The organism is Maricaulis sp. (assembly GCF_048270095.1).
GTDB lineage: Bacteria > Pseudomonadota > Alphaproteobacteria > Caulobacterales > Maricaulaceae > Maricaulis.
Genome location: NZ_JBLWTL010000001.1, coordinates 261,582 through 282,060, shown reverse-complemented (window position 1 = coordinate 282,060; position 20,479 = coordinate 261,582). Strand labels below are relative to the sequence as shown.

Annotated in this window: 15 protein-coding genes; 5 read left to right on the top strand and 10 right to left on the bottom strand. The window is 61.3% G+C overall.

What is annotated here, in order from left to right; genetic code table 11:
* Positions 1-541: 541 nt before the first annotated feature.
* Entirely contained in the window at positions 542-2,524 is a 1,983-nt protein-coding gene (locus tag ACN0YJ_RS01365) for an AAA family ATPase (protein WP_417476663.1), read from the top strand.
* Between the two features lie 157 nt (positions 2,525-2,681).
* On the opposite strand, the gene ACN0YJ_RS01360 is transcribed toward ACN0YJ_RS01365, so the two are convergent.
* Together ACN0YJ_RS01360 and ACN0YJ_RS01355 are read right to left on the bottom strand one after the other, a co-directional pair.
* Complete coding sequence (locus ACN0YJ_RS01360) at positions 2,682-3,659, bottom strand: oxidoreductase (RefSeq protein ID WP_417495113.1); 978 nt, start codon at positions 3,657-3,659, stop codon at positions 2,682-2,684.
* A 525-nt stretch (positions 3,660-4,184) separates the two neighbouring features.
* Entirely contained in the window at positions 4,185-5,144 is a 960-nt protein-coding gene (locus ACN0YJ_RS01355) for an ABC transporter ATP-binding protein (RefSeq protein ID WP_417495112.1), read from the bottom strand.
* 78 nt (positions 5,145-5,222) lie between these two features.
* On the opposite strand from ACN0YJ_RS01355, the gene ACN0YJ_RS01350 reads away from it, so the two are divergent.
* Entirely contained in the window at positions 5,223-5,420 is a 198-nt protein-coding gene (locus ACN0YJ_RS01350) for a zinc-finger domain-containing protein (RefSeq protein WP_417476651.1), read from the top strand.
* Between the two features lie 48 nt (positions 5,421-5,468).
* The gene (locus ACN0YJ_RS01345) at positions 5,469-7,004 is read left to right on the top strand and encodes an SLC13 family permease (RefSeq protein ID WP_417495111.1); all 1,536 of its coding nucleotides are present in this window, start codon (positions 5,469-5,471) and stop codon (positions 7,002-7,004) included.
* Positions 7,005-7,206: 202 nt separating this feature from the next.
* Here the strand turns inward: ACN0YJ_RS01345 and ACN0YJ_RS01340 are convergent, their stop codons facing one another.
* The gene (locus ACN0YJ_RS01340) at positions 7,207-7,476 is read right to left on the bottom strand and encodes a type II toxin-antitoxin system ParD family antitoxin (protein WP_417495110.1); all 270 of its coding nucleotides are present in this window, start codon (positions 7,474-7,476) and stop codon (positions 7,207-7,209) included.
* 156 nt (positions 7,477-7,632) lie between these two features.
* Here ACN0YJ_RS01340 and polA point away from each other — a divergent pair, with 156 nt between their 5' ends.
* Complete coding sequence (polA, locus tag ACN0YJ_RS01335; RefSeq protein ID WP_417495109.1) at positions 7,633-10,419, top strand: DNA polymerase I; 2,787 nt, start codon at positions 7,633-7,635, stop codon at positions 10,417-10,419.
* A gap of 432 nt (positions 10,420-10,851) precedes the next feature.
* Positions 10,852-11,700, top strand: a complete 849-nt coding sequence (locus ACN0YJ_RS01330) for a CPBP family intramembrane glutamic endopeptidase (RefSeq protein ID WP_417495108.1) — start codon at positions 10,852-10,854, stop codon at positions 11,698-11,700.
* A gap of 101 nt (positions 11,701-11,801) precedes the next feature.
* Here ACN0YJ_RS01330 and gyrB read toward each other — a convergent pair whose 3' ends face one another.
* From gyrB to ACN0YJ_RS01295, 7 genes are all read right to left on the bottom strand, one after another.
* The gene (gene gyrB, locus ACN0YJ_RS01325) at positions 11,802-14,201 is read right to left on the bottom strand and encodes a DNA topoisomerase (ATP-hydrolyzing) subunit B (protein WP_417495107.1); all 2,400 of its coding nucleotides are present in this window, start codon (positions 14,199-14,201) and stop codon (positions 11,802-11,804) included.
* Between the two features lie 62 nt (positions 14,202-14,263).
* Positions 14,264-14,887 carry a LysE family translocator gene (locus ACN0YJ_RS01320; protein WP_417476645.1) on the bottom strand — a complete coding sequence of 208 codons (624 nt, stop codon included), beginning with the start codon at positions 14,885-14,887 and terminating at the stop codon, positions 14,264-14,266.
* A 10-nt stretch (positions 14,888-14,897) separates the two neighbouring features.
* Entirely contained in the window at positions 14,898-16,085 is a 1,188-nt protein-coding gene (gene recF / locus ACN0YJ_RS01315; protein WP_417495106.1) for a DNA replication/repair protein RecF, read from the bottom strand.
* Positions 16,082-17,200 (bottom strand): DNA polymerase III subunit beta, encoded by a 1,119-nt coding sequence (gene dnaN, locus ACN0YJ_RS01310; protein WP_417476643.1) that lies wholly within the window; start codon positions 17,198-17,200, stop codon positions 16,082-16,084. The genes recF and dnaN overlap by 4 nt, the downstream gene beginning before the upstream one ends.
* Positions 17,201-17,345: 145 nt before the next feature.
* A complete protein-coding gene (gene dnaA / locus ACN0YJ_RS01305) occupies positions 17,346-18,773 on the bottom strand; it encodes a chromosomal replication initiator protein DnaA (RefSeq protein ID WP_417476642.1) in 1,428 nt (475 codons plus the stop codon).
* 487 nt (positions 18,774-19,260) lie between these two features.
* Positions 19,261-19,527: a 30S ribosomal protein S20 gene (rpsT, locus tag ACN0YJ_RS01300; protein WP_091771155.1), complete on the bottom strand. Its 267-nt coding sequence runs from the start codon at positions 19,525-19,527 to the stop codon at positions 19,261-19,263.
* A 108-nt stretch (positions 19,528-19,635) separates the two neighbouring features.
* Positions 19,636-20,412: an enoyl-CoA hydratase gene (locus ACN0YJ_RS01295; RefSeq protein ID WP_417476641.1), complete on the bottom strand. Its 777-nt coding sequence runs from the start codon at positions 20,410-20,412 to the stop codon at positions 19,636-19,638.
* Positions 20,413-20,479 lie beyond the last annotated feature (67 nt).

Sequence of the window (20,479 nt, the reverse complement as noted above, 5' to 3'; positions counted from 1 at the left end):
AAGCCAGTATTGGCGACAAAAGGGGCAAAAACGGGACGGGCTCACAAAGCGCGACGCCGGGACACGGTCCAGCGTCCAGCCGGTGCGTGTCCCGACCGGGGTGCACGAGAGCCGGGCGGGAACCGGGCTCGCGCTCCGCATCCACCTCAGGACTCACGCGCCAGGCGCGGCAGCCCCACCAAAAACCTCATGCCGGGACTTCGCCCTGCGGGGTTCAGCGCGTCAAGGCGCATGCCCGCGAAGCGGCGCCGAAGGCGGCCTTGACGCGCTGAACCCCGCAGGGCCCACTGGCTGGCAAGAGGTCTATGGGGTGGTGTGCGCCGCGGCGCGCGAGATTGGAATTAAGACAAGAAAGGGAGCTGCGGCCGACGGAAATCCGCAGCTTTTGGCCGAGTTCGAGAACCGACCACATATGACGTTGATGTGCAATTTGACTCCCGCAACAGACCTACCCTCGGTTGCGTCTGCTTCCCGCGAGACTCTCGGCAAGCAGACATGATAAACAAAGTTGATTGGTTTGGAGTTTCTTTAGGGGGATTCAGTGCAACTGAAGAACGTTCACGTTAAAAACTTCCGCTCTGTCGAGGATTCAGGATTGTTCAATGTTGAACATCTGACGTGCCTCGTAGGAAAAAATGAAGCCGGCAAAACTGCCATCTTGCAAGCGATTGCGGGGCTAAATCCGCATCCAGCGACACCATTCTCATACGAACGGGAGCGCGACTATCCCAAGCGTTACCTGGCCCGATACGAAGAGCGACATGGCGACAAAGACGCGGAGGTCATCCGCACTACCTGGCAGCTAGAAGACAATGAAATTGCAGCTTTAAAGGCGGAGCTAGGCCCAAACTGCCTATCTGGCAGGACCGTCACGATTTCCCGAACCTACCACAGCTCCGGCACAAACTGGTCATTGCCAATCGACGAAGCGAAGGTCCTTAAGCATCTTATCTCAGCGAGCGGTTTTTCTGCTGCAGAGAAGAGCCAAGTTGGGCAACCCGCCACCGTAGCAGAGCTGGTCGGGAAGCTGTCAAAGCTAACCGACAACGTGAAGCACAAGGCCCTCCATGACCTCCTGAGTGGCTATCCAAGGCAATCGGTCTTTTCCAAGGCCAGGGAAATTTTGGAGCCGCACTTTCCTCAGTTCATGTATTTTTCCAACTACGACCGCATGAATGCGATAGTTCACCTAGAAACGCTTCGCGCGCGCGAAGAGGACCAAACGCTTTTCAGCGACGAAACCCTCCGCGGAGATCGTCTTTTTCTCGAATTTTTGGAGTACGCGAACACGTCTCTTTCCGACATTTTGCATGCGGCCACCTTCGAGAGTTTCAACGCCAAACTCCAAGCTGCCTCCAATGTCCTCACAGAGGAAATTCTTGAGTACTGGACACAAAATCAAGACATTGAGATTCGAGTGAACGTTGCTCAAGGTCGACCTGGCGACCCTGCGCCGTTCAACTCCGGCGCCGTCGGCCGAGCGCGCATATACAACCTTCTCCACAAGGCTGACACATCATTTTCCGAACGCAGTGCCGGGTTCACATGGTTCTTTTCGTTTTTAATTAAGTTCGACCGCGTGAAGAAAGATGCGACCAGTAAGGTTTTCCTCCTTCTTGATGAGCCGGGCCTAACATTGCATGGGCTCGCTCAAGGCGACTTGCTTCGGTATTTCACCGAAAAACTCGAGCCACACCATCAGATTATCTATTCGACCCACTCCCCGTTCATGGTCCCTCACGACAATATTATGGCGTCGCGAATCGTTGAGGACCTCGTGAAAGTCGACGAGCGCGGTCGACGCACCCCGAAAGGAACCCAGGTTCGAGAAGACGTATTGAAGGCCGATAGAGATTCGGTTTTCCCTCTCCAAGGGGCACTTGGTTATGCTCTCACTCAGTCACTTTTCATTGGCAAGCACACGGTTCTCGTAGAGGGCCCCAGCGACATTCTCTATTTGCAGGCGCTTTCGGCGGAACTGCTCCGTCGCGGTCGGACTGGCCTTGATCCAAGGTGGATCATGTGTCCCTCCGGTGGGATCGATAAAATTCAGTCGTTCGTTTCCCTTTTCGCAGGCAACGGCATCGATGTAATTGCGCTCTCGGACTACACAAAAAGGGATAGAAACAAGCTTGAGGCACTAAAGAAATCCGAAGTTATCAAGTCTGGCGGTGTTCTATCGGTAGCCGATTTTGTAGCGCAGGAAGAAGCCGACATCGAGGACCTCTTCGACCCGGACCTTTACTGCGACGTCGTCAATAACTCATATGATTTAAAAGGTGTTCAGGCGCTCGATCCCACTAAACTCCTCTCGGCAGATCCAAGCACGGAGCGTCAGGTGAAGAAAGCAGAAGCTCACTTCAACGTGCTTTCAGAGTCGATTCCACTGTATAACCACTTCACGCCAGCCAATTGGCTGTTAGCAAATCCGGGCAAGCTATCAGGTGATGCAACGCCAGTATTAGCGACGCTAGAGCGGGCTGAAAGACTGTTTAAAACGCTGAACGAACTGCTCGGCAAATAGCGCCAGAACCCAAGGCGCAATCACAGTGGTGTTCACCAAAGCAGGGCGCGCATCGCGAAAGAAATCTTATGCCCGCGCGACTATCCCGGCATGGCCGGTGCGCGCATCAAGTCGGGACACGCACCGGCGAAGCCGGACCGCGTCCCGTCACCAACCCTCACCCCTCCCCCAGCAACCCTTCACTCAACCCCCACAACCGTTCCGCGCTCGCATCATCGCAAGCATGCGGATCGACGCCCACATAGCGGGCCATCGGGCTGTCGGGATCTGTGACCGCGGCGATGTCGGCGTTTTCGCAGTAGACGCCGGGCTTGCCGGCCAGGCTGGGCGATGTCGCGGCCCAGACGGTGGTGGAGGCACCCTGCTCCGGGGTCTTGAAGCCGGCCTTGGCCATTTCTGACATTTCGCCATCCTCACCGAGCCAGCCCAGCGCGATCATTTCTTCCTTTGGCAGATGGCGTTGCAGCGGCGTGAAAATCCCGCCCGGATGCACCGCGAAGGCGAGGCCACCGGTCGGTTTCAGGCGGCGCGAGAGGGCGTTGGCAAACAGGGCATTGGCCGTCTTGGCCTGGCCATAGGCGCGCCATTTGTCATAGGGCGCGCGCTCGAAATTGATGTCGTCCCAGATGATGTCCGAGAGCTTGTGGGCGGTTGAGGAGAGCGCGACGACGCGCGCGGCCGGGGCCTGTTCGATCAGCGGCATGAGGCCACGGGTCAGCGCGAAATGGCCCATATGGCAGATGCCGAACTGGGATTCCCAGCCCGGTCCGACGCGCGCCTCGGGGCAGGCCATGATACCGGCATTATTGATCAGCAGGTCCAGCCGGGGCAGGGCCTCGCGCATCGCGGCGGCGAAGCCGCGCACCGAGGCCAGGTCGGCCAGATCCATCGGTGCCGTGGTGATATCGCCCTTGAGGCCGGCGAGGGTCTCTTCCGCCTTCGCCGGCGAGCGGACCGGAACAATGATCTTCGCGCCCTTGCCCGCCAGCGCCCGCACCGTCTCCAGCCCGATACCGCTATAACCGCCGGTGACGATGGCGGTCTGGCCGGTCAGATCGATACCGTCCAGCACCTCGGCGGCACTCGATCTGGCGTGAAATCCGGATTGCAGCGGGGTCTGGTCTGAGACGGACATGGTGTTCCTTTCGGGGGCGGGGCGTATTGCGGCATTAGGCGATCACCCTGCACCCTCCTCTTCCTTGATGGAAGAGGTGCCGGCAAAGCCGGCGGAGATGGTGACGGCCGTGGAGCACCACGATCCTCACCGCACCCGTCTCGCCGCTACGCGTCGATCCACCCTCCCCATCAAGGGGAGGGAGGGCGAGGCTTTGTGACTTATCCGCCCGGCGGGCCGCCGCTTTATAATCCCGGCCGAATGACGCTCTTTGACATTGTCGGCCCTCCCCCCAATTCCCCGCTTGCCGGTAGCCGGGACTGGCTGTGTCCAGCCGTGCGGCAGGGCAGCTCAAGCCTGGCAGTCCATGACAGGCTGACAGCCGTGCCATCACCCGCAGGCAAGCCGCTTCCCCCTGTCCCACAAGGCAAATCCGCCCCGCGATGACAGAATGACAGACTGGCAGACAGCGGCTTTCGGTGACAGTCCCTGTAGTCATAGTTGTAGCAGGCGATGCCTGGTCGCCAGAAAAATTATGGCCGCGCCCTACGCGTCTTCGCGATGATAGGTCAGCGACAGGAAGACGTCTTCCAGATCCGCTTCTTCGGTCCGCAGATCCGCGATACGGGCGCCACTGGCATGAAAACGTTCGATCATTTCAGCGACCGAGACTTCGCCGAAGCGATAGGAAATCGCCAGTGACCCGTCGGGCCGGATTTCCGCATCCAGGCCGTCAAGCGATGCGGGCACCGCGGCCAAGGCTTCGCCGGGCGTGATCACCAGCGTCTTCTTGTCCATGCGCCGGAGCAGGGTTTCCTTCGGCTCGCAGGCGATCACCTTGCCCTGGTCGATAATCGCGATCTCGTCGCACAATTCCTGCGCTTCCTCGAGATAATGCGTCGTCAGCACAATCGTCGTGCCCTTGGCGTGCAGCTCGCGCACGAAAGTCCATAACTGCTTGCGCAGCTCGATATCGACGCCGGCCGTCGGCTCGTCGAGCACCAGAACCGGCGGCGTGTGCACCATCGCCTTGGCGACCAGAAGACGCCGTTTCATGCCGCCGGACAATTGCCGCACATAGGCATCGCGCTTGTCGCTCAGCCCGAGCACTTCGAGCAGCTCGTCAGTGCGGCGCTCGTTTTTCGGCACGCCGTAAAATCCCGCCATCAATTCCAGCGTTTCATAGGGCGTGAAGAACACGTCGGCGCTGATTTCCTGCGGCACGACCCCGATGGCAGCGCGCGCGGCGCGGCTGTCCTGGTCGATATCGACGCCCCAGGTGCGGGCGGTGCCGCTGGTCTTGTTGGTCAGGCCGGCGAAAATATTGATGAAGGTGGACTTGCCGGCGCCATTCGGTCCGAGCAGGCCAAAGAATGAACCCCGCTTGACCTTGAGATCGATTCCCCTGAGCGCTTCCTTGTCCGGCGCCTTGCCGCCACCGCGATAGGTTTTGCGCAAATCGATCGCTTCAAGCGCATATTCGGGCAGTTTTATTGTGTCGGACATGTCGCCTCGGAATTGACGGCCAGCGGGTGAAGGCCATAACTAGGCATCCTCTTACCCCCTGTCCATGAGGGCTGACGCATGGCCGACGCCGCAAATACGATTCCACCGTCTGAAATCATCCCGATCACCGGCCATCGTGTCGCCTGCGATGGCGGCGGCGGCGCGCTGGGACACCCCCGGGTTTTCCTGGAAATGGGCCAGGATGATTTCGTCGAATGCCCCTATTGCGACCGCCGCTTCGTCAAGGCCGGCTCGGCGCAAGACCGCAAAGCCTGATCATTTACGGCCGCAGGGCTGAGACCTGACCGTCCGGGGAGGCGCTGCATGTCCACGATGTCGAGCCAGAAGGCCGGTCTGATCACCGGGATCGCCCTCGCCGTCGGCCTGCAATTCCTGCCCCTGCCCGACGGGCTCAGCCGCGAAGCCTGGCTGCTCGCCTCGCTCGGCTTGCTGATGGCCAGCTGGTGGGCCACCGAAGCGATACCCATCGCCGCCACCGCCTTGATCCCGATCGCCATTTTCCCGCTGCTCGGCATCACCACCACCGGCGGCGCCACCGCCCCCTATGCCAGCCCGATCGTGATGCTGCTGCTGGGCGGTTTCATCGTCGCGCTCTCCATCGAGAAATGGAATCTCCACACCCGCATCGCGCTGAATATCGTCGCCAAATTCGGCGGCCATCCGGCGGCCCTGATCGGCGGTTTCATGCTCGCCTCGGCGCTTTTGTCGATGTGGATTTCCAACACCGCCACCACGCTGATGATGATCCCGATCGCCCTGCGCGTCGCCCAGGAAGTCGAACGCGAGGGCGTCAGCTCGAAATACTTTGCGCCGGCGCTGGCACTCGGTGTCGCCTATGCGGCCTCAATCGGCGGCATGGGCACGCCCGTCGGGACACCGACCAATCTCATCGCCATCGGCTTTTTGCGCAATGAGTTCGGCCAGGCGCTCGATTTCGCGACCTGGATGGGCATGGGCCTGCCCGCGGTCCTGCTGATGATCCCGGTCGGCTGGTTCGTGCTCACGCGGCTCGCCTTCAATCTCAAGGGCGCCGGCGAAAGCAGCGCCGCCGAAGAGATGGTCCGCAGCGAGCTGATCGGCCTCGGCAAGATGACCATCCCGGAAATCCGCGTCGCCACCCTGTTCGGCACCGTCGCCCTGCTCTGGATGGGCCGCTCCCTGCCGGCCGAACTTCTGACCTGGACGCCCTTCTTCTCCGGCGAGGGCTGGAACTGGGGCTGGAACCCGCTTCTGGCCTGGCTCACTGATACGCTCGGCATCTCCGTCGCGATCCAGATGACCGATACCCAGATCGCCGTGATGGGCGCGCTGGCCACTTTCCTGATCCCGGCCGGTGCCAAGGGCGAAGCGCGCGGCGAAGCGCTGATGAATTGGGACGGGCTCGCCCGCCTGCCGTGGAATGTGGTGGTCCTGTTTGGTGGCGGCCTGTCGCTGGCCGCAGCACTGTCATCAACCGGCCTGGCGGACTGGCTCGGCGGTCAGCTCTCCTTCGTCTCCGACTGGCCGATCCCGCTACTCATCCTGGTGATGGTCGCCACCGTCGTTTTCCTGACCGAGCTGACCTCGAATGTCGCCACCACCACAGCCTTCCTGCCCGTACTCGGCGTGCTGGCCGTCAGCGCCGGCGTGCCGCCGGAACAGCTCGTCCTGCCCGTCGCGATTGCCGCTTCGACCGCCTTCATGCTGCCCGTCGCGACCGCGCCCAACGCCATCGTCTACGCCTCCGGCGCCGTCACCCAGGGCCAGATGATCAAGGCCGGCTTCCGGCTCAATATCGCCGCCATCCTGATCATCACGGCGATCGGGATTGTGGCCGGGCAGTTGGGGTTCGGGGGTTAGTCGGGGTCGGGAGCCGTTGCCTTCACCCCAACACCATAACGGTTGTCATCCCGGCCGGATGCCCGGCCTTGAGCCGGGCGCAGAGCCGGGACCTACCCGCAATTCCAGCTGGTTTCAGGGGTAGGTCCCTGATCTGCGCCCCGCATTCGCGGGGCATCCGTCAGGGATGACAAGGATTTGGTTTTTCGTTGAAATTCGACCCTCACAACTCGCCCCGCTCCCTCGCCATCGCGGTGTATTTCGCCTTGAGATACGCGCGCACATCCTCCGCAGGGATCCCCGGGCCGCTCTCGGCGCCCAGCCGGACCGCCTCGCGCAGCTCTTCCAGCTCGGACACAAACTTGGCTTCCCGCTCCTCGACCATGCGCAAGCCATCGCGCAGGATCTCGCTTCTGGAATTATAGCGACCGGATTTGACCAGCTCCGTCATCAGAGCTTCGAAACGCGGACCGAGAGAATAACTGCTGGGCATGGCGGGGCACTCCTGCTGATCGGGGTGATAAATATTATCACAAATCGCCCGCTCGCGGAATGACCGCGTGGATGGCATGCCCCGCCGCAACTCCCCCATGACCTGCGCGCCGCAGCGCGCTAGTCTGCGCCAAACCGAAATCCCGAGGATTCTCCCATGGCCGTTCAAAGACCCGTCGATGCCTCCAGCCATGTCTATCTGATCGACGGATCGGGTTATATTTTCCGCGCCTATCATGCCTTGCCGCCGCTGACCCGCTCGGACGGGACGCCGGTCGGGGCGGTGCAGGGCTTTTGCAACATGTTGTGGAAGCTGCTGGAAGATATCAATAACGGCGAGAAACCGACCCATATGGCGGTGATTTTTGACCATTCCGGCAAGACCTTCCGCAATGATCTCTACCCGCTCTACAAGGCCCACCGTCCGCCGGCGCCGGAGGATCTGGTGCCGCAATTCGCGCTGATCCGCGAAGCGACGCGGGCCTTTGGTGCGCCCTGCGTCGAGGTCGAGAATTTCGAGGCCGATGACCTCATCGCCACCTATGCCCGCCAGGCCGAGGCGAAGGGTGCCAATGTCACCATCATCTCCTCCGACAAGGATCTGATGCAGCTGGTCTCTGACAAGATTTCCATGCTCGACACGATGAAGAACAAGCGCATCGATGCCGATGGCGTGTTCGAGAAATTCGGTGTCGGACCCGACCGCGTGATCGATGTCCAGGCCCTGGCCGGCGACAGCGCCGATAATGTGCCCGGCGTGCCCGGTATCGGCATCAAGACGGCCGCGCTCCTGATCAATGAATATGGTGACCTCGACACGCTGCTGGAGCGTGCCGGGGAGATCAAACAGAATGCCCGCCGCGAAAAACTCCTCGCCCACGGCGATGATGCGCGCATGTCGCGCACCCTGGTGACGCTCGATTGCGACAGCCCGCTCAATGCGGGGCTCGATGAGTTCGGCATTACCGATCCCGATGCGGAGACCCTGGTCACCTTCCTGAAAAAGATGGAATTTCGCACCTTTACCCGCAAGGTCGAGGAAACGCTCGGCGGACCCGCCGCCGACGAAACCGGCTCAGCGACAGCGCCCATCGACCGCTCGCAATATGCGTGCGTCACCACCATGGCGCAGCTCAAGGACTGGATCGAGCGCTGCTATACCGCCGGCGTGATCGCCGTCGATACCGAGACCGATGCGCTGTCCTCCAATGCCGCCGGCCTGGTGGGAATCTCCATGGCCACAGCGCCGGGCCAAGCCTGCTATATCCCGCTTGCCCATATCGATCCGCAAGGCACTGGCGACATGTTTGATACCGGCAAGGCGCCGGAACAATTGCCGATGCAGGCCGCACTCGATGCGCTGAAGCCTCTCTTCGAGTCACCGGCGGTTCTCAAGATCGGCCAGAATTTCAAATATGATCTCGGCGTGCTGACCCGCTATGGCATTGATGTCGCGCCAATCGATGACACCATGCTGATCTCCTATGTGATGGATGCCGGCCTGCACGGCCATGGCATGGACGCGCTCGCCGAAATGCATCTCGGCCACACCTGCGTCCCGTTCAAGGAAGTCTGCGGTTCCGGCAAGAACCAGATCACCTTCGACAAGGTCCCCCTCGACAAGGCGACGGAATATGCCGCCGAGGACGCCGATGTGACCTTGCGCCTGTGGGAGATCCTGAAACCGGCCCTGGTCGCCAAGAAGAAGGCGACCGTCTACGAGACGCTGGAACGTCCGATGCCCGCCGTGCTCTCAGGCATGGAAAATTGCGGCATCAAGGTCGATCCCGACCAACTCAAACGCCTGTCCTCGGAATTCGCGCAGAAAATGGCCGGTGCCGAGGCCGCTGCCCATGAAGCGGCAGGTCGCAGCTTCAATGTCGCCAGCCCCAAGCAATTGGGCGAGATCCTGTTTGACGAGATGGGTCTGCCCGGTGGCAAGAAGACCAAGACCGGCGCCTGGTCGACCGATGCCGCCATGCTCGACGATCTCGCCGCCGAGGGCCATGCCCTGCCCGTGGCGCTGCTGGAATACCGGCAATTCGCCAAGCTGAAATCAACCTATGCCGACGCGCTCTTCGCCGCGATCAACCCCAAAACCGGCCGCGTCCACACCTCCTTCTCGCTAGCGGCGACCACGACGGGCCGCCTGTCCTCCAACGAGCCCAATCTGCAGAATATCCCGATCCGCACCGAGGAAGGCCGCCGCATTCGCGAGGTTTTCATCGCCGAGCCGGGCAATGTCCTGGTCGCGGCGGATTACTCCCAGATCGAGCTGCGCCTGCTGGCGGAAGTCGCCGAAGTCGACACCCTCAAACAGGCCTTCCGCACCGGCGCCGACATCCACGCCATGACAGCCTCGGAAGTGTTTGGCGTGCCGATCGAGGGCATGGATCCGATGGTGCGGCGCAAGGCCAAGGCGATCAATTTCGGCGTCATCTACGGCATTTCCGCCTTCGGCCTCGCCAAGCAGATCGATGTCAGCCGCGAAGACGCCAAGAATTTCATCAACGCCTATTTCGAGAAATTCCCCGGCATCATGGCCTATATGGACAAGATGAAGGAGGAGGTGAAAGCCCGCGGCTATGTCGAGACCATTTTCGGCCGCCGCTGCCACTTCCCCGGCATCAAGGACAAGAACCCGAATATGCGCCAGTTCGCCGAGCGCCAGGCCATCAATGCCCCGCTACAGGGCGCCGCCGCCGACATCATCCGCCGCGCCATGATCCGCATGCCCGACGCTATTGCCCGCGCCAATCTCGACGCCCGCATGCTCTTGCAGGTCCATGACGAACTCATCTTCGAAGTACCTGAGGCCCAGGCCGATGACATGATTGCGCTGGCCAGGAAGGTCATGAGCGAGGCCTGCCGGCCAGCGCTTGAGCTCAGCGTACCGCTGGATGTGGATGCGAAGGCCGGGAAGACCTGGGGCGAGGCGCACTGAAACACGCCCCCTCCAATGCCACTCTATAGCCTTCCCCCGGACTTGTTCCGGGGCCAACCGGAGCTGAATTGAGCCAGCACGACCCACCCTCCGGCAGACCCCGGAATTCGCTACGCTCCTCCGGGGGAAGGTGGTTTGGGGCTTGTGGAACCTTTTGGGGGCCCGCGTCTAATCGCCGTCCTTTAAGGCTCCGATTTCGTCCGCCCATCTTTGCACCACCCGCCTCATCCGCCCTTCGGGCAGTTTCTCCTCGCGGAGAAGGAAGACGCACGCCCTCTCCCTGGGGAGAGGGTGCCCCGCAGGGGCGGGTGAGGGGGGCAGCGCCGAGCTCTCCCATCGGGCCCCCAACCGGGACGCCAGACCGGACCATCCCGCTTTCCCCGCCCCGCTCCCGCGCCTAAACCACCAGCACCACAAGCGCGGGGACACGCCATGAGCACCGACACGACTGAACGCCGCAGGGCGTGGACGTCCATCACCATCTTCCTGGTTATCGTCACCGCGCTGAGCGCCGTGTTTCACTGGGCCATCGTCAATCTCAATCCGACCAGCCTCTATGTCGGTCCGCTGATGTGGATGCCGGCGATTGCCGCCTTCGCCACCCTGCTGATACAGGGCCGCTCGATCCGCTCCCTGCCCTGGAAATGGGGGCGTTGGCGTTTCAACCTGCAGGCCTTTGCTGTGCCGATCGCCTATGTCGCAATCGCCTATGGCCTGATCTGGGCGTTTGGCCTGGGAGGATTTCCCGACACCGAAACCCTGGCGGATTGGGCGGCCGAATCCGGGCTCACAGATATACCGCAATGGCAGCTCATCGCGGTGATGGCGGCGCTGATCGGCACGGTCGGGGCGATCCGGGCGATGAGCACGATTGTCGGCGAGGAGATCGGCTGGCGCGGCTTCTTCATCTGGGAATTGCGCAAGGTGATGCCGTTTGGAGCCGTCGCCCTGTTCAGCGGCGTGATCTGGGCCTTCTGGCACTGGCCCATCGTGGTCTTCTATGGCGGCGGCGAAGCCTGGCTGCAAATGTCGGCCTTCACCATCATGATCACGGGCATGTCAGTGGTCATGACCTATTTCACCTTCAAATCGGGCAGCCTCTGGCCGGCGGTGATGTTTCACGCCGCGCACAATGTCTACTTCGACAAACTGTTCAATCCGCTCACCACCGATACCGGGCAGACCAGTTTATGGACCGGCGAATATGGTCTGATGATGCCGGCCGTGACGACGGTCCTGGCCGTCATCTTCTGGCGCAAGGCGAAGGCAGAGGGGCTATAGCCAACCAGCCCGCCCGGAATGGCAGGCTTGTAGCAGGCTAACGCCAGCCCGGCGGCAGCGGTGCAGCCAACCCGTGGCCACTCAACGCGACCCCGACCGGATCAGGCGTCGACTTCCGCCTCCAGCGCGTGCTCCTGGATAAATTCACGCCGCGGTTCAACGACATCGCCCATCAGCTTGGTGAAAAGCTCGTCGGCGGTATCAGCGTGAGTCACAGAGACCTGCAGCAGGGTGCGCACATTCGGATCCAGCGTGGTTTCCCAGAGCTGTTCCGGATTCATTTCGCCAAGGCCCTTATAGCGCTGGACTTTCATACCCTTGGAGCCTGCCGTGACGACAGCATCAACGAGTTGTGTCGGGCTGTAAGTCGTCACCGGACCGTTTTTCGAGCTGAAAACCGCCGGTCCGATATAGACATCGGCAATCGCCAGGCCACGCTCCGACAGACGCCGGGCATCCGGGCTTTCGCGCAGCGGCGCATTGAGCACCACCGTCTCGGTGACGCCACGGACATCGCGGGTAAATACCAGATTATTATCGGCATTCAGCTCACCAACCCAGGTATTCTCACCCTCGTCAGCAAAGCCGTTGAGCCGCTCGGCTGCAGCCTGGATCGCATCCGCCGTTGGCTCGGGAACCAGCGCTCCCGACAGCGCCGCCGCTTCCAGCGCAAAGCCGGGCGCACGGACCTGGAGCCGGTCAACCGACGCCTTCACGGCACGCGCCGTACCCACCCGGTCGGCCAGATCGGCACCGGTGATAACCTCGCCATTGGCCAGACGCAGATCGGCCTCGCTGGTACCTTCCTCGATCAGATAGGCATCCATTTCGGCCTGGTCTTTGACATAGCGTTCCGAGCGGCCCTTGGTGATCTTGTAGAGCGGCGGCTGGGCGATATAGAGATGCCCGCGCTCGATCAACTCGGGCATTTGCCGATAGAAAAACGTCAACAAAAGCGTGCGGATATGGGCGCCGTCGACATCAGCATCGGTCATGATGATGACTTTGTGGTAGCGCAGTTTGTCGTAATTGATCTGGTCGCGGCCGATCCCGGTACCGAGCGCCGTGATCAAGGTTCCGACCTGTTCGGAACCAAGCATGCGATCAAAACGCGCCCGCTCGACATTGAGGATTTTACCGCGCAGCGGCAGCACGGCCTGATTGCCCCGATGGCGACCCTGCTTGGCAGAACCACCGGCGGAATCACCCTCGACGATGAAGATTTCAGACTTGGCCGGATCCTTCTCCTGGCAATCGGCAAGCTTGCCGGGCAGGGAGGAAATTTCCAGCGCCGATTTGCGCCGCGTCAACTCACGCGCCTTGCGCGCGGCCTCGCGGGCCGCCGCGGCCTCGATAATTTTGCCAACGATTTGCTTGGCTTCAATGGGATGCTCTTCAAACCATTCCGCCAGCGCCTCGCCGACAATGCCTTCAACGGCCGGGCGCACTTCGGACGAAACCAGCTTGTCCTTGGTCTGGGACGAGAATTTCGGGTCCGGCACTTTGGCCGACAGGACGCAAGTCAGGCCTTCGCGGGCATCATCACCTGTGATGGAAATCTTGGCCTTCGCCGCCAGACCGGAGGACGCCGCATAATTATTGACGATACGCGTCAGCGCACCGCGGAAACCGGCCAAATGGGTACCGCCATCACGCTGCGGGATGTTGTTGGTGAAGCAGAGAACATTCTCGTGATAGCTGTCATTCCACTCCAGCGCCGCCTCGACCATCACGCCGTCGCGCTCGCCCTGGATCAGGACCGGCTCGGGGAAGATCGGGGTCTTGGTGCGATCGAGGTGGGAGACGAAGGCCGCGACGCCGCCCTCATAGACCATGGTGTCGGACCAGACCTCTTCCTCGCGCTCATCGCGCAGGGTGATCTTGACGCCCGAATTGAGGAAGGCCAGCTCGCGCAGGCGGTGCTGCAGCGTGGGCCGATCAAATTCGGTCATTGTAAAAGTCTCTTCAGACGGCATGAAGCGCACTTCCGTGCCCGTCTTGCCCGGATCGACATCGCCCATCACCTTGAGGTCTTCGTCCGCTACGCCGTGGCGGAAGCGCATATAGTGCTCCTTGCCCTTGCGCCAGATCGTCAGATCCATCCAGACGGACAGGGCATTGACGACCGAAACGCCAACACCGTGCAGACCGCCGGAGACCTTGTAGGAATTCTGGTCGAACTTACCGCCGGCATGCAGCTGGGTCATGATGACCTGCGCGGCCGACATGCCTTCGCCCTTGTGGAAATCGGTCGGAATACCGCGCCCGTCATCGCGCACACTGGCCGAACCATCGGCATGCAGCGTCACCAGGACTTCGGAACAATGGCCCGCCAAAGCTTCGTCGATCGCGTTGTCGACGACCTCATAGACCATGTGGTGCAGGCCCGAGCCGTCATCGGTGTCGCCGATATACATGCCTGGACGTTTGCGGACGGCATCAAGGCCCTTGAGGACCTTGATCGATTCCGCGTCGTATTCGTGATTCGGTTGTTCGGTCATGGTGTTATTCTACCGCACACGGAGTCCTGTGGCCATACGCGCGCGCACGCGTGAGTCTTCTGTCAGCGCAACAGAAGCACGACCGCGATCGCCAACATCACGCTACCGGTCAGGATGTCGGCACCGCGCCGCACAGCCGGGGTTTTCAGCCAGTCACGCGCCTTGTGAGCTGCGGCAATATAGACCCCGGCCGTGGGGACGGCGAGGGTCAGCATAATCAACAACATAAGAGCGTAAACCGGAGGCGTGATCGCCTCCAGTGGAATGAAGGCGGGCACCAGTGTGAGGTAGAAGATAATCGGCTTCGGATTGGATAATGGCATCGCCAGACCGGCCAGATACGTGCCGGCCCATCCGCGCCGGGAACCGGCCGCGAAGACCGGTTTGGGCCGCGCGCCGGTCCAGGCACTCCAATACGCATTTCCCGCCATCCACAACAGATAGCCGGCCCCGACCAGCTTGGCCGCCAGCCACACCGCTTCGAGCTGCTGCGCGACCGCAGAAAGCCCCGTAACCGCCAGCGTGAACCAGAAGATATCACCCGTCAGAATACCCACCCCGTACATCGCCGCGTACCAGGGGCCGGCATCGAGCGTGCGTGCGATCATTGCCGCAATGCCGGGTCCCGGCGTCACGAACAGGATCAGCAAGGCGCCGGCGAAAAGGAGAAGATTGTCAACACTCATGCCATTGGCCTCAATCACCGGCCGGGGCCGGTTGCGCAATCTGCCCGTGTTCGACTTTCAGATATTGGGCTGCTGGCCCGAAGGGCTCGAACAAGACACGCTCGACGCCCGTCAGCCAGGCCTGGGAGCCGGTCGCAAGGATTTCGCGGGCCAGACCCTCACGCCGTGCCGCATCGAGATGGGCGCACGCCTCATCGAACAGGAGGAGTGGCGCGAGCGAGCTTCGGACAGCAAGGACCCGGGCCTGGGCCAGCGCAAGGGTGAGGATCAAGGCTTTCTGCTCACCGGTAGAGCAATCGCCGGCGGGCTGGTCCTTGTCGCGATGCCGGGTCGCCAGCTCGGTTCGATGCGGCCCACGCGTCAGGGTGCGCCCCACAGCGCCGTCGCGGCCCCGCCCCTCTCTCAGGGCACGCGCAAACCGGTCCTCCGCCTCAGGCGCGGCGACGCCGGAGGCGAGATCGGCCTCGACGACACCATCGAGCGCGAGGTCGGCCTGGGGAAAGGCCCCTTCCGGCCGGGCATCGATCTCCGCCTGCAACCGGATCAGTGCTTCAAGCCGTGCGGCCGCGACAGCGACACCATGGCCCGCCATCTCGGTCTCAAGCGCATCGATCCAGACCGGATCAGCGCCACCATCATCAAGCAGGCGCTGGCGCCGTATACGGGTCTTTTCATACGCTGTCGCCGCCTCGGCATGCACCGGATCGGCAGCGTAGACGAGGCGGTCGAAGAATTTCAGCCGATCGGCTCGGGGACCGGCAAACAGCCGGTCCTGGGCCGGGGTCAGCCAGATCATGGGGATTAGCCGGGAGAGTTCGACCTGCTGGGCGGGGTCACCATCAATACGGGTTTCCCGCCGGCCGCCGCTGCGCGCTCCGACGCCAAGCTTGAAGCGGCCATCACTGTTTTCGATTTCCGCAAATACCGCCCAGGCCGGGGCCGCGACGCCGTCCTGCTTGCGCGCAACGCCGTCGGCACCGGCCGAGCGCAGGCCCCGCCCTGGCGCGAGGAAGGAAAGCGCCTCAAGCAAATTGGTCTTGCCCGATCCGTTTTCGCCAAACAGCGCGACCGGCCTGGCATCCACTTCAAGGTCGAGGACCTGATAGCCGCGAAAATCAGTCAGCCGCAAACGACGAACCGCCGCCGGGGCGACCGGCGGCGGTGAGTCTGATTGCTCTGTATCAGCAGGCTTGCTCACACGCGCAGCGGCATCAACACGTAAAGCGCATCGGGGTCGCCGCTATCGGTGACGAGTGCCGGTGACGCAGCGTCAGCAAAATGGAATTGCGCCTGGTCGCCTTCGATCTGCGATGCAACGTCCAGCATGTAGCGGGCGTTGAAACCGATCGCAAAACCCTCATCGCTATAGGAGACGGCCAATTCTTCCTCGGCCTGCCCGCTTTCCGGATTATTGACTGCAAGGACCAGCGCGTCCTCACCGAGCGACAGCTTGACGGAACGCGACTTCTCCATCGAAATCGTCGCCACGCGGTCCACCGCTTCAGCGAAACGCTTGTTCTCAACGGACATCATGCGGGTATTGCCGCGTGGAATGACGCGCTCGTAATCGGGGAAAGCCCCGTCGATCAATTTCGAAGTCAGCACTGCGCGGCCCAGACGGAAGCGGATTTTGCCCTCTGACACAGAGATCTCGACATCATCACTGGCATCTTCCAGCAAACGCCGGATTTCCTGCACTGTCTTGCGTGGGACGATGACACCCGGCATGCCGGCCGCGCCATCCGGAAGGTCGACTTCTGCCAGCGCCAGCCTGACGCCGTCGGTCGCCACGGCACGCAAGGTCTTGCGGCCATTCTGGTCGGAGGCATGGAAATGGATACCGTTGAGATAGTACCGGGTTTCCTCGGTCGAAATCGCGAAACGGGTCTTGTCGATCAGCCGTGCCAGCGCTGCAGCCGGCAGCGAGAAACTATGCTCGAGATCCTCGGTCGGCATGACCGGGAAGTCCCCCGGTGGCAGCGAGGGCAGCGAGAAGTTCGACCGGCCAGCCTTGAGGACCAGGCGTGGATCTTCACCCGTCATTTCGAGGGTTACGTCAGCGCCGTCAGGTAGCTTGCGGGTAATGTCGTAGAGGGTGTGGGCCGGTGCGGTGACCATGCCTTCGCCATCACAGCGCGCCTCTGTGGTCTCCAGGATCTCGATATCGAGGTCTGTGGCCGCGAAACTCGCGCCATTGGGACCTGCTGAAATCAGCACATTCGAGAGGATGGGAATCGTATTGCGCTTCTCAACCACGGCCTGAACATGGCCAAGGGCCTTGAGGAGCGTAGCGCGCTCGATCGTCAGCTTCATATCTCGCGTTCCGCTTTGACGTCTTCATGGTTCAGTGGCGCGCTGGCAAATCAGCCGACACCGGAAAGGGTGGGTGAAAGAGGATACATGAAAAAACACAACCGCAAGACAATTATCCAGCCGCGGGCGCTTTTTCCAGCGGAAATCAGCCCCGCAACTCCCGGGTCAGGCAATCGACGTCCTGCCCGACCGGGTCCCCGGCCTCAATCATCGCGATGATCTTGTTGACCGCATGAATGACAGTCGAGTGATCCCGACCGCCGAAACGGCGCCCGATATCCGGCAATGAGCGCGTGGTCAGAACCTTTGCGAGGTACATCGCGACATGGCGCGGGCGAACCACGCTCTGGGTGCGGCGCTTGGAACAGATATCCGTCGTGGTTACACCGAAATGGGTTGCGACCGCCTTCTGTATCTCATCCACCGTCAAGCGCTTCTCGGCACTCAGCGACAAGTCGCGCAGGGCCGTCGACACCGCCTCCATCGTCACCGGCAGACCCAGCAGCGCTGTGCGGCAAATGACGTTGTTGAGCACACCTTCCAGCTCACGCGGGCCGGTCGTGATGCGGGCCGCGAGGAAATCGCGCACCGGCTCAGACACGTTGAGGATCGGGTAGTGACACTTCGCCTGGGCAATCTTGCAATCAAGAATCTGGCGCCGCAAGTCCAGGTCCGGCTTGCTCAACGGGCAGGCCAGGCCGCCGGTGAGCAGGGAGCGCAAACGATCATCAGCAATCGCCAGTTCCGCGGGCGGTCGATGGGAGGCCAGGACAACCTGCTTGTTCTCGGCAATCAGCGCCGCAATGGTGTTGAGAAACTCGTCCTCCGTCTTCGGCTTGCCGGCAATGAAGTGGACATCATCGATCAGCAGAAAATCGACCCCGCGGACCGTCTCCTTGAAAGTTGTGGTGTCACGCGCGCGCATTGCCGTGACGAAGCCGGACAGGAATTCCTCAGCGGTCAGATACAGCGCCTTGCGGGGCCTCGACGCCTTGGAGACTGCGCTGGCGACGGCATGCATGAGATGCGTCTTGCCGACTCCATAATCGCCGTAGAAGAAAACAGGATTGAAGGGCGGCGTGGCCGCCGAAACAATGCTCCGCGCAGCGGCAGCAGCCACTTCATTCGCAGGCCCGACACGGAATGAATCGAAGCTGAAACGCGGCTCGACCGCATCATCCAGACGTGGATTCACGACCGGCGCTGCCCCGATCGGCGCTTGCGGCGCCGGACGATCGCGCACCACGTCCGATTGTGGCTCCGCCTGCCCCTCGGCCAGGACGATCAGGTCGCGATGCATGGAATCGAGTTCGGTCCAAATTGCCCGAATTCGTGCACCGACATGATCTTCAATCCAGTCACGATTGAAGGTGCTGGGAGCCAGGACAATGATCGCCCCGGCATCAGACATACGGACACGCAGGCGGGCAATTTCCTGGGAGTAGAGGGCGTCGCCAAGCTCGGTCCGCAAGCGCGCACGGACGGCACGCCAGATAGCTGCGATATCGGTCGCACTTTGCGCCTCGAATGCCGCCGCCTTGGTATCCGAAATTGCCAATTTCTTATATGCCATCGTCCGCCACACTTGTGATCTGCCCCACTTCGAGGTGAGAGCTAGGTGTTTGTTATTATGGCACATTCGCACGCATTCAACGCGTCGAAACGCCGCGTTGAAATCGGAATATTTTCCGCATCGGAATGATCGCCCTCAGAGCCTCAAAGGTTACCGCTTCCATAAAGACGGTCAACATGATTCAACGTCCGGATTTCGACATTCTTCGCTTGACAAGGGAAATCCGTGATCAGGTCGAAGCTTGGCAAATGCGATTAATTTTTTCGTCTGCAGCTGGTTCAATTTCACCACAGAATTCTCCCCGAAACACGGGTTCGCATTGCATAAATAGGGCTGCTTAAACAGCTCCGTATCAGGAATAATATATGAGCTGCTGACAGCCGGTCCCGCGACCAGGCCAGACTCGGCCCCCTTGGGCACCGGGCAAAAAAATACGCCCGGGACGCGAGTCCCGGGCGTATTCAATTCATTCAGCCTTGATGCGTGATCAGGCCGCCATCGCCTTGATGCGAGCCGACAGACGCGAGACTTTGCGCGAGCTGGTGTTCTTGTGAAACACGCCCTTGCGAACTGCGCGCATCATTTCTGATTCAGCAGTCACCAGCGCGGCTCTCGCCACAGCCTGATCGCCGGCCGCAATCGCGGTCTCGACTTTTTTGACATAGGTCCGCACGCGCGAGCGGCGAGCCTTGTTGACGGCAGTGCGGCGCGCGATCTTGCGGACCATCTTCTTGGCCGAGCTTGTATTGGCCATGGGTTCTAACCTCTTCATGCGACCGGGACGAGAGCCCGATTAAATCCGTGAGCGGCGGCGTATAGGCCCTAGAAGCCGGGGCGTCAACTGCCCCTGCCGCCAGTTTGACTACCGATGCTTGAAATGCGCAGCGCGCTTCTCGGCGAAGGCAGACATGCCTTCACTCTGATCTTCAAGTGCGAACTGGGACTGGAATACGCGACGTTCGAAGCGAACGCCTTCCGTCAATCCGATTTCATAGGCGCGATTGACGGATTCTTTCGTCATCATCGCCACCGGCAATGATTTGACGGCAATGGCTTCTGCGGCTTCCATCGCAACGTCCAGCAAGTCTTCCGCTGGCACGACTCGCGACACCAGGCCCGAACGTTCTGCCTCTTCCGCATCCATCATCCGGCCGGTCAGACACATATCCATGGCCTTGGCCTTGCCGACTGCACGTGGCAGGCGTTGCGTGCCACCAGCGCCTGGCATGACGCCGAGATTAATTTCAGGCTGGCCGAATTTGGCTGTCTGCGATGCGATGATGAAATCGCACATCATGGCAATTTCGCAGCCACCGCCGAGCGCATAACCGGAGACCGCTGCGATGATCGGCTTGCGGAAGCGGGCAACCGCCTCCCAGGTCTCGGCGAAGGGGTCCTGCATGTAGAGACCAACAAAGTCGCGGGCCTGCAATTCCTTGATGTCGGCGCCGGCGGCGAAGGCCTTCTTCGAGCCGGTCAGCACAACGCAGCCAATTCCACCATCCTTTTCGAAGGCGGTGAGAACCGTTGCCAGCTCCGTCGTCAACTCATCGCAAAGCGCGTTGAGGGCTTCAGGACGCGAGAAGGTGATTACCCCGACGCGTCCCTCGGTCTTTACCTGAATTGTCTTGTAGGCCATCTCGGCGCTCCGTATGCCTGCGCGGTTGCTCCACGCTGAAAAACCGCGCCGCTATAGCGCAGACCAG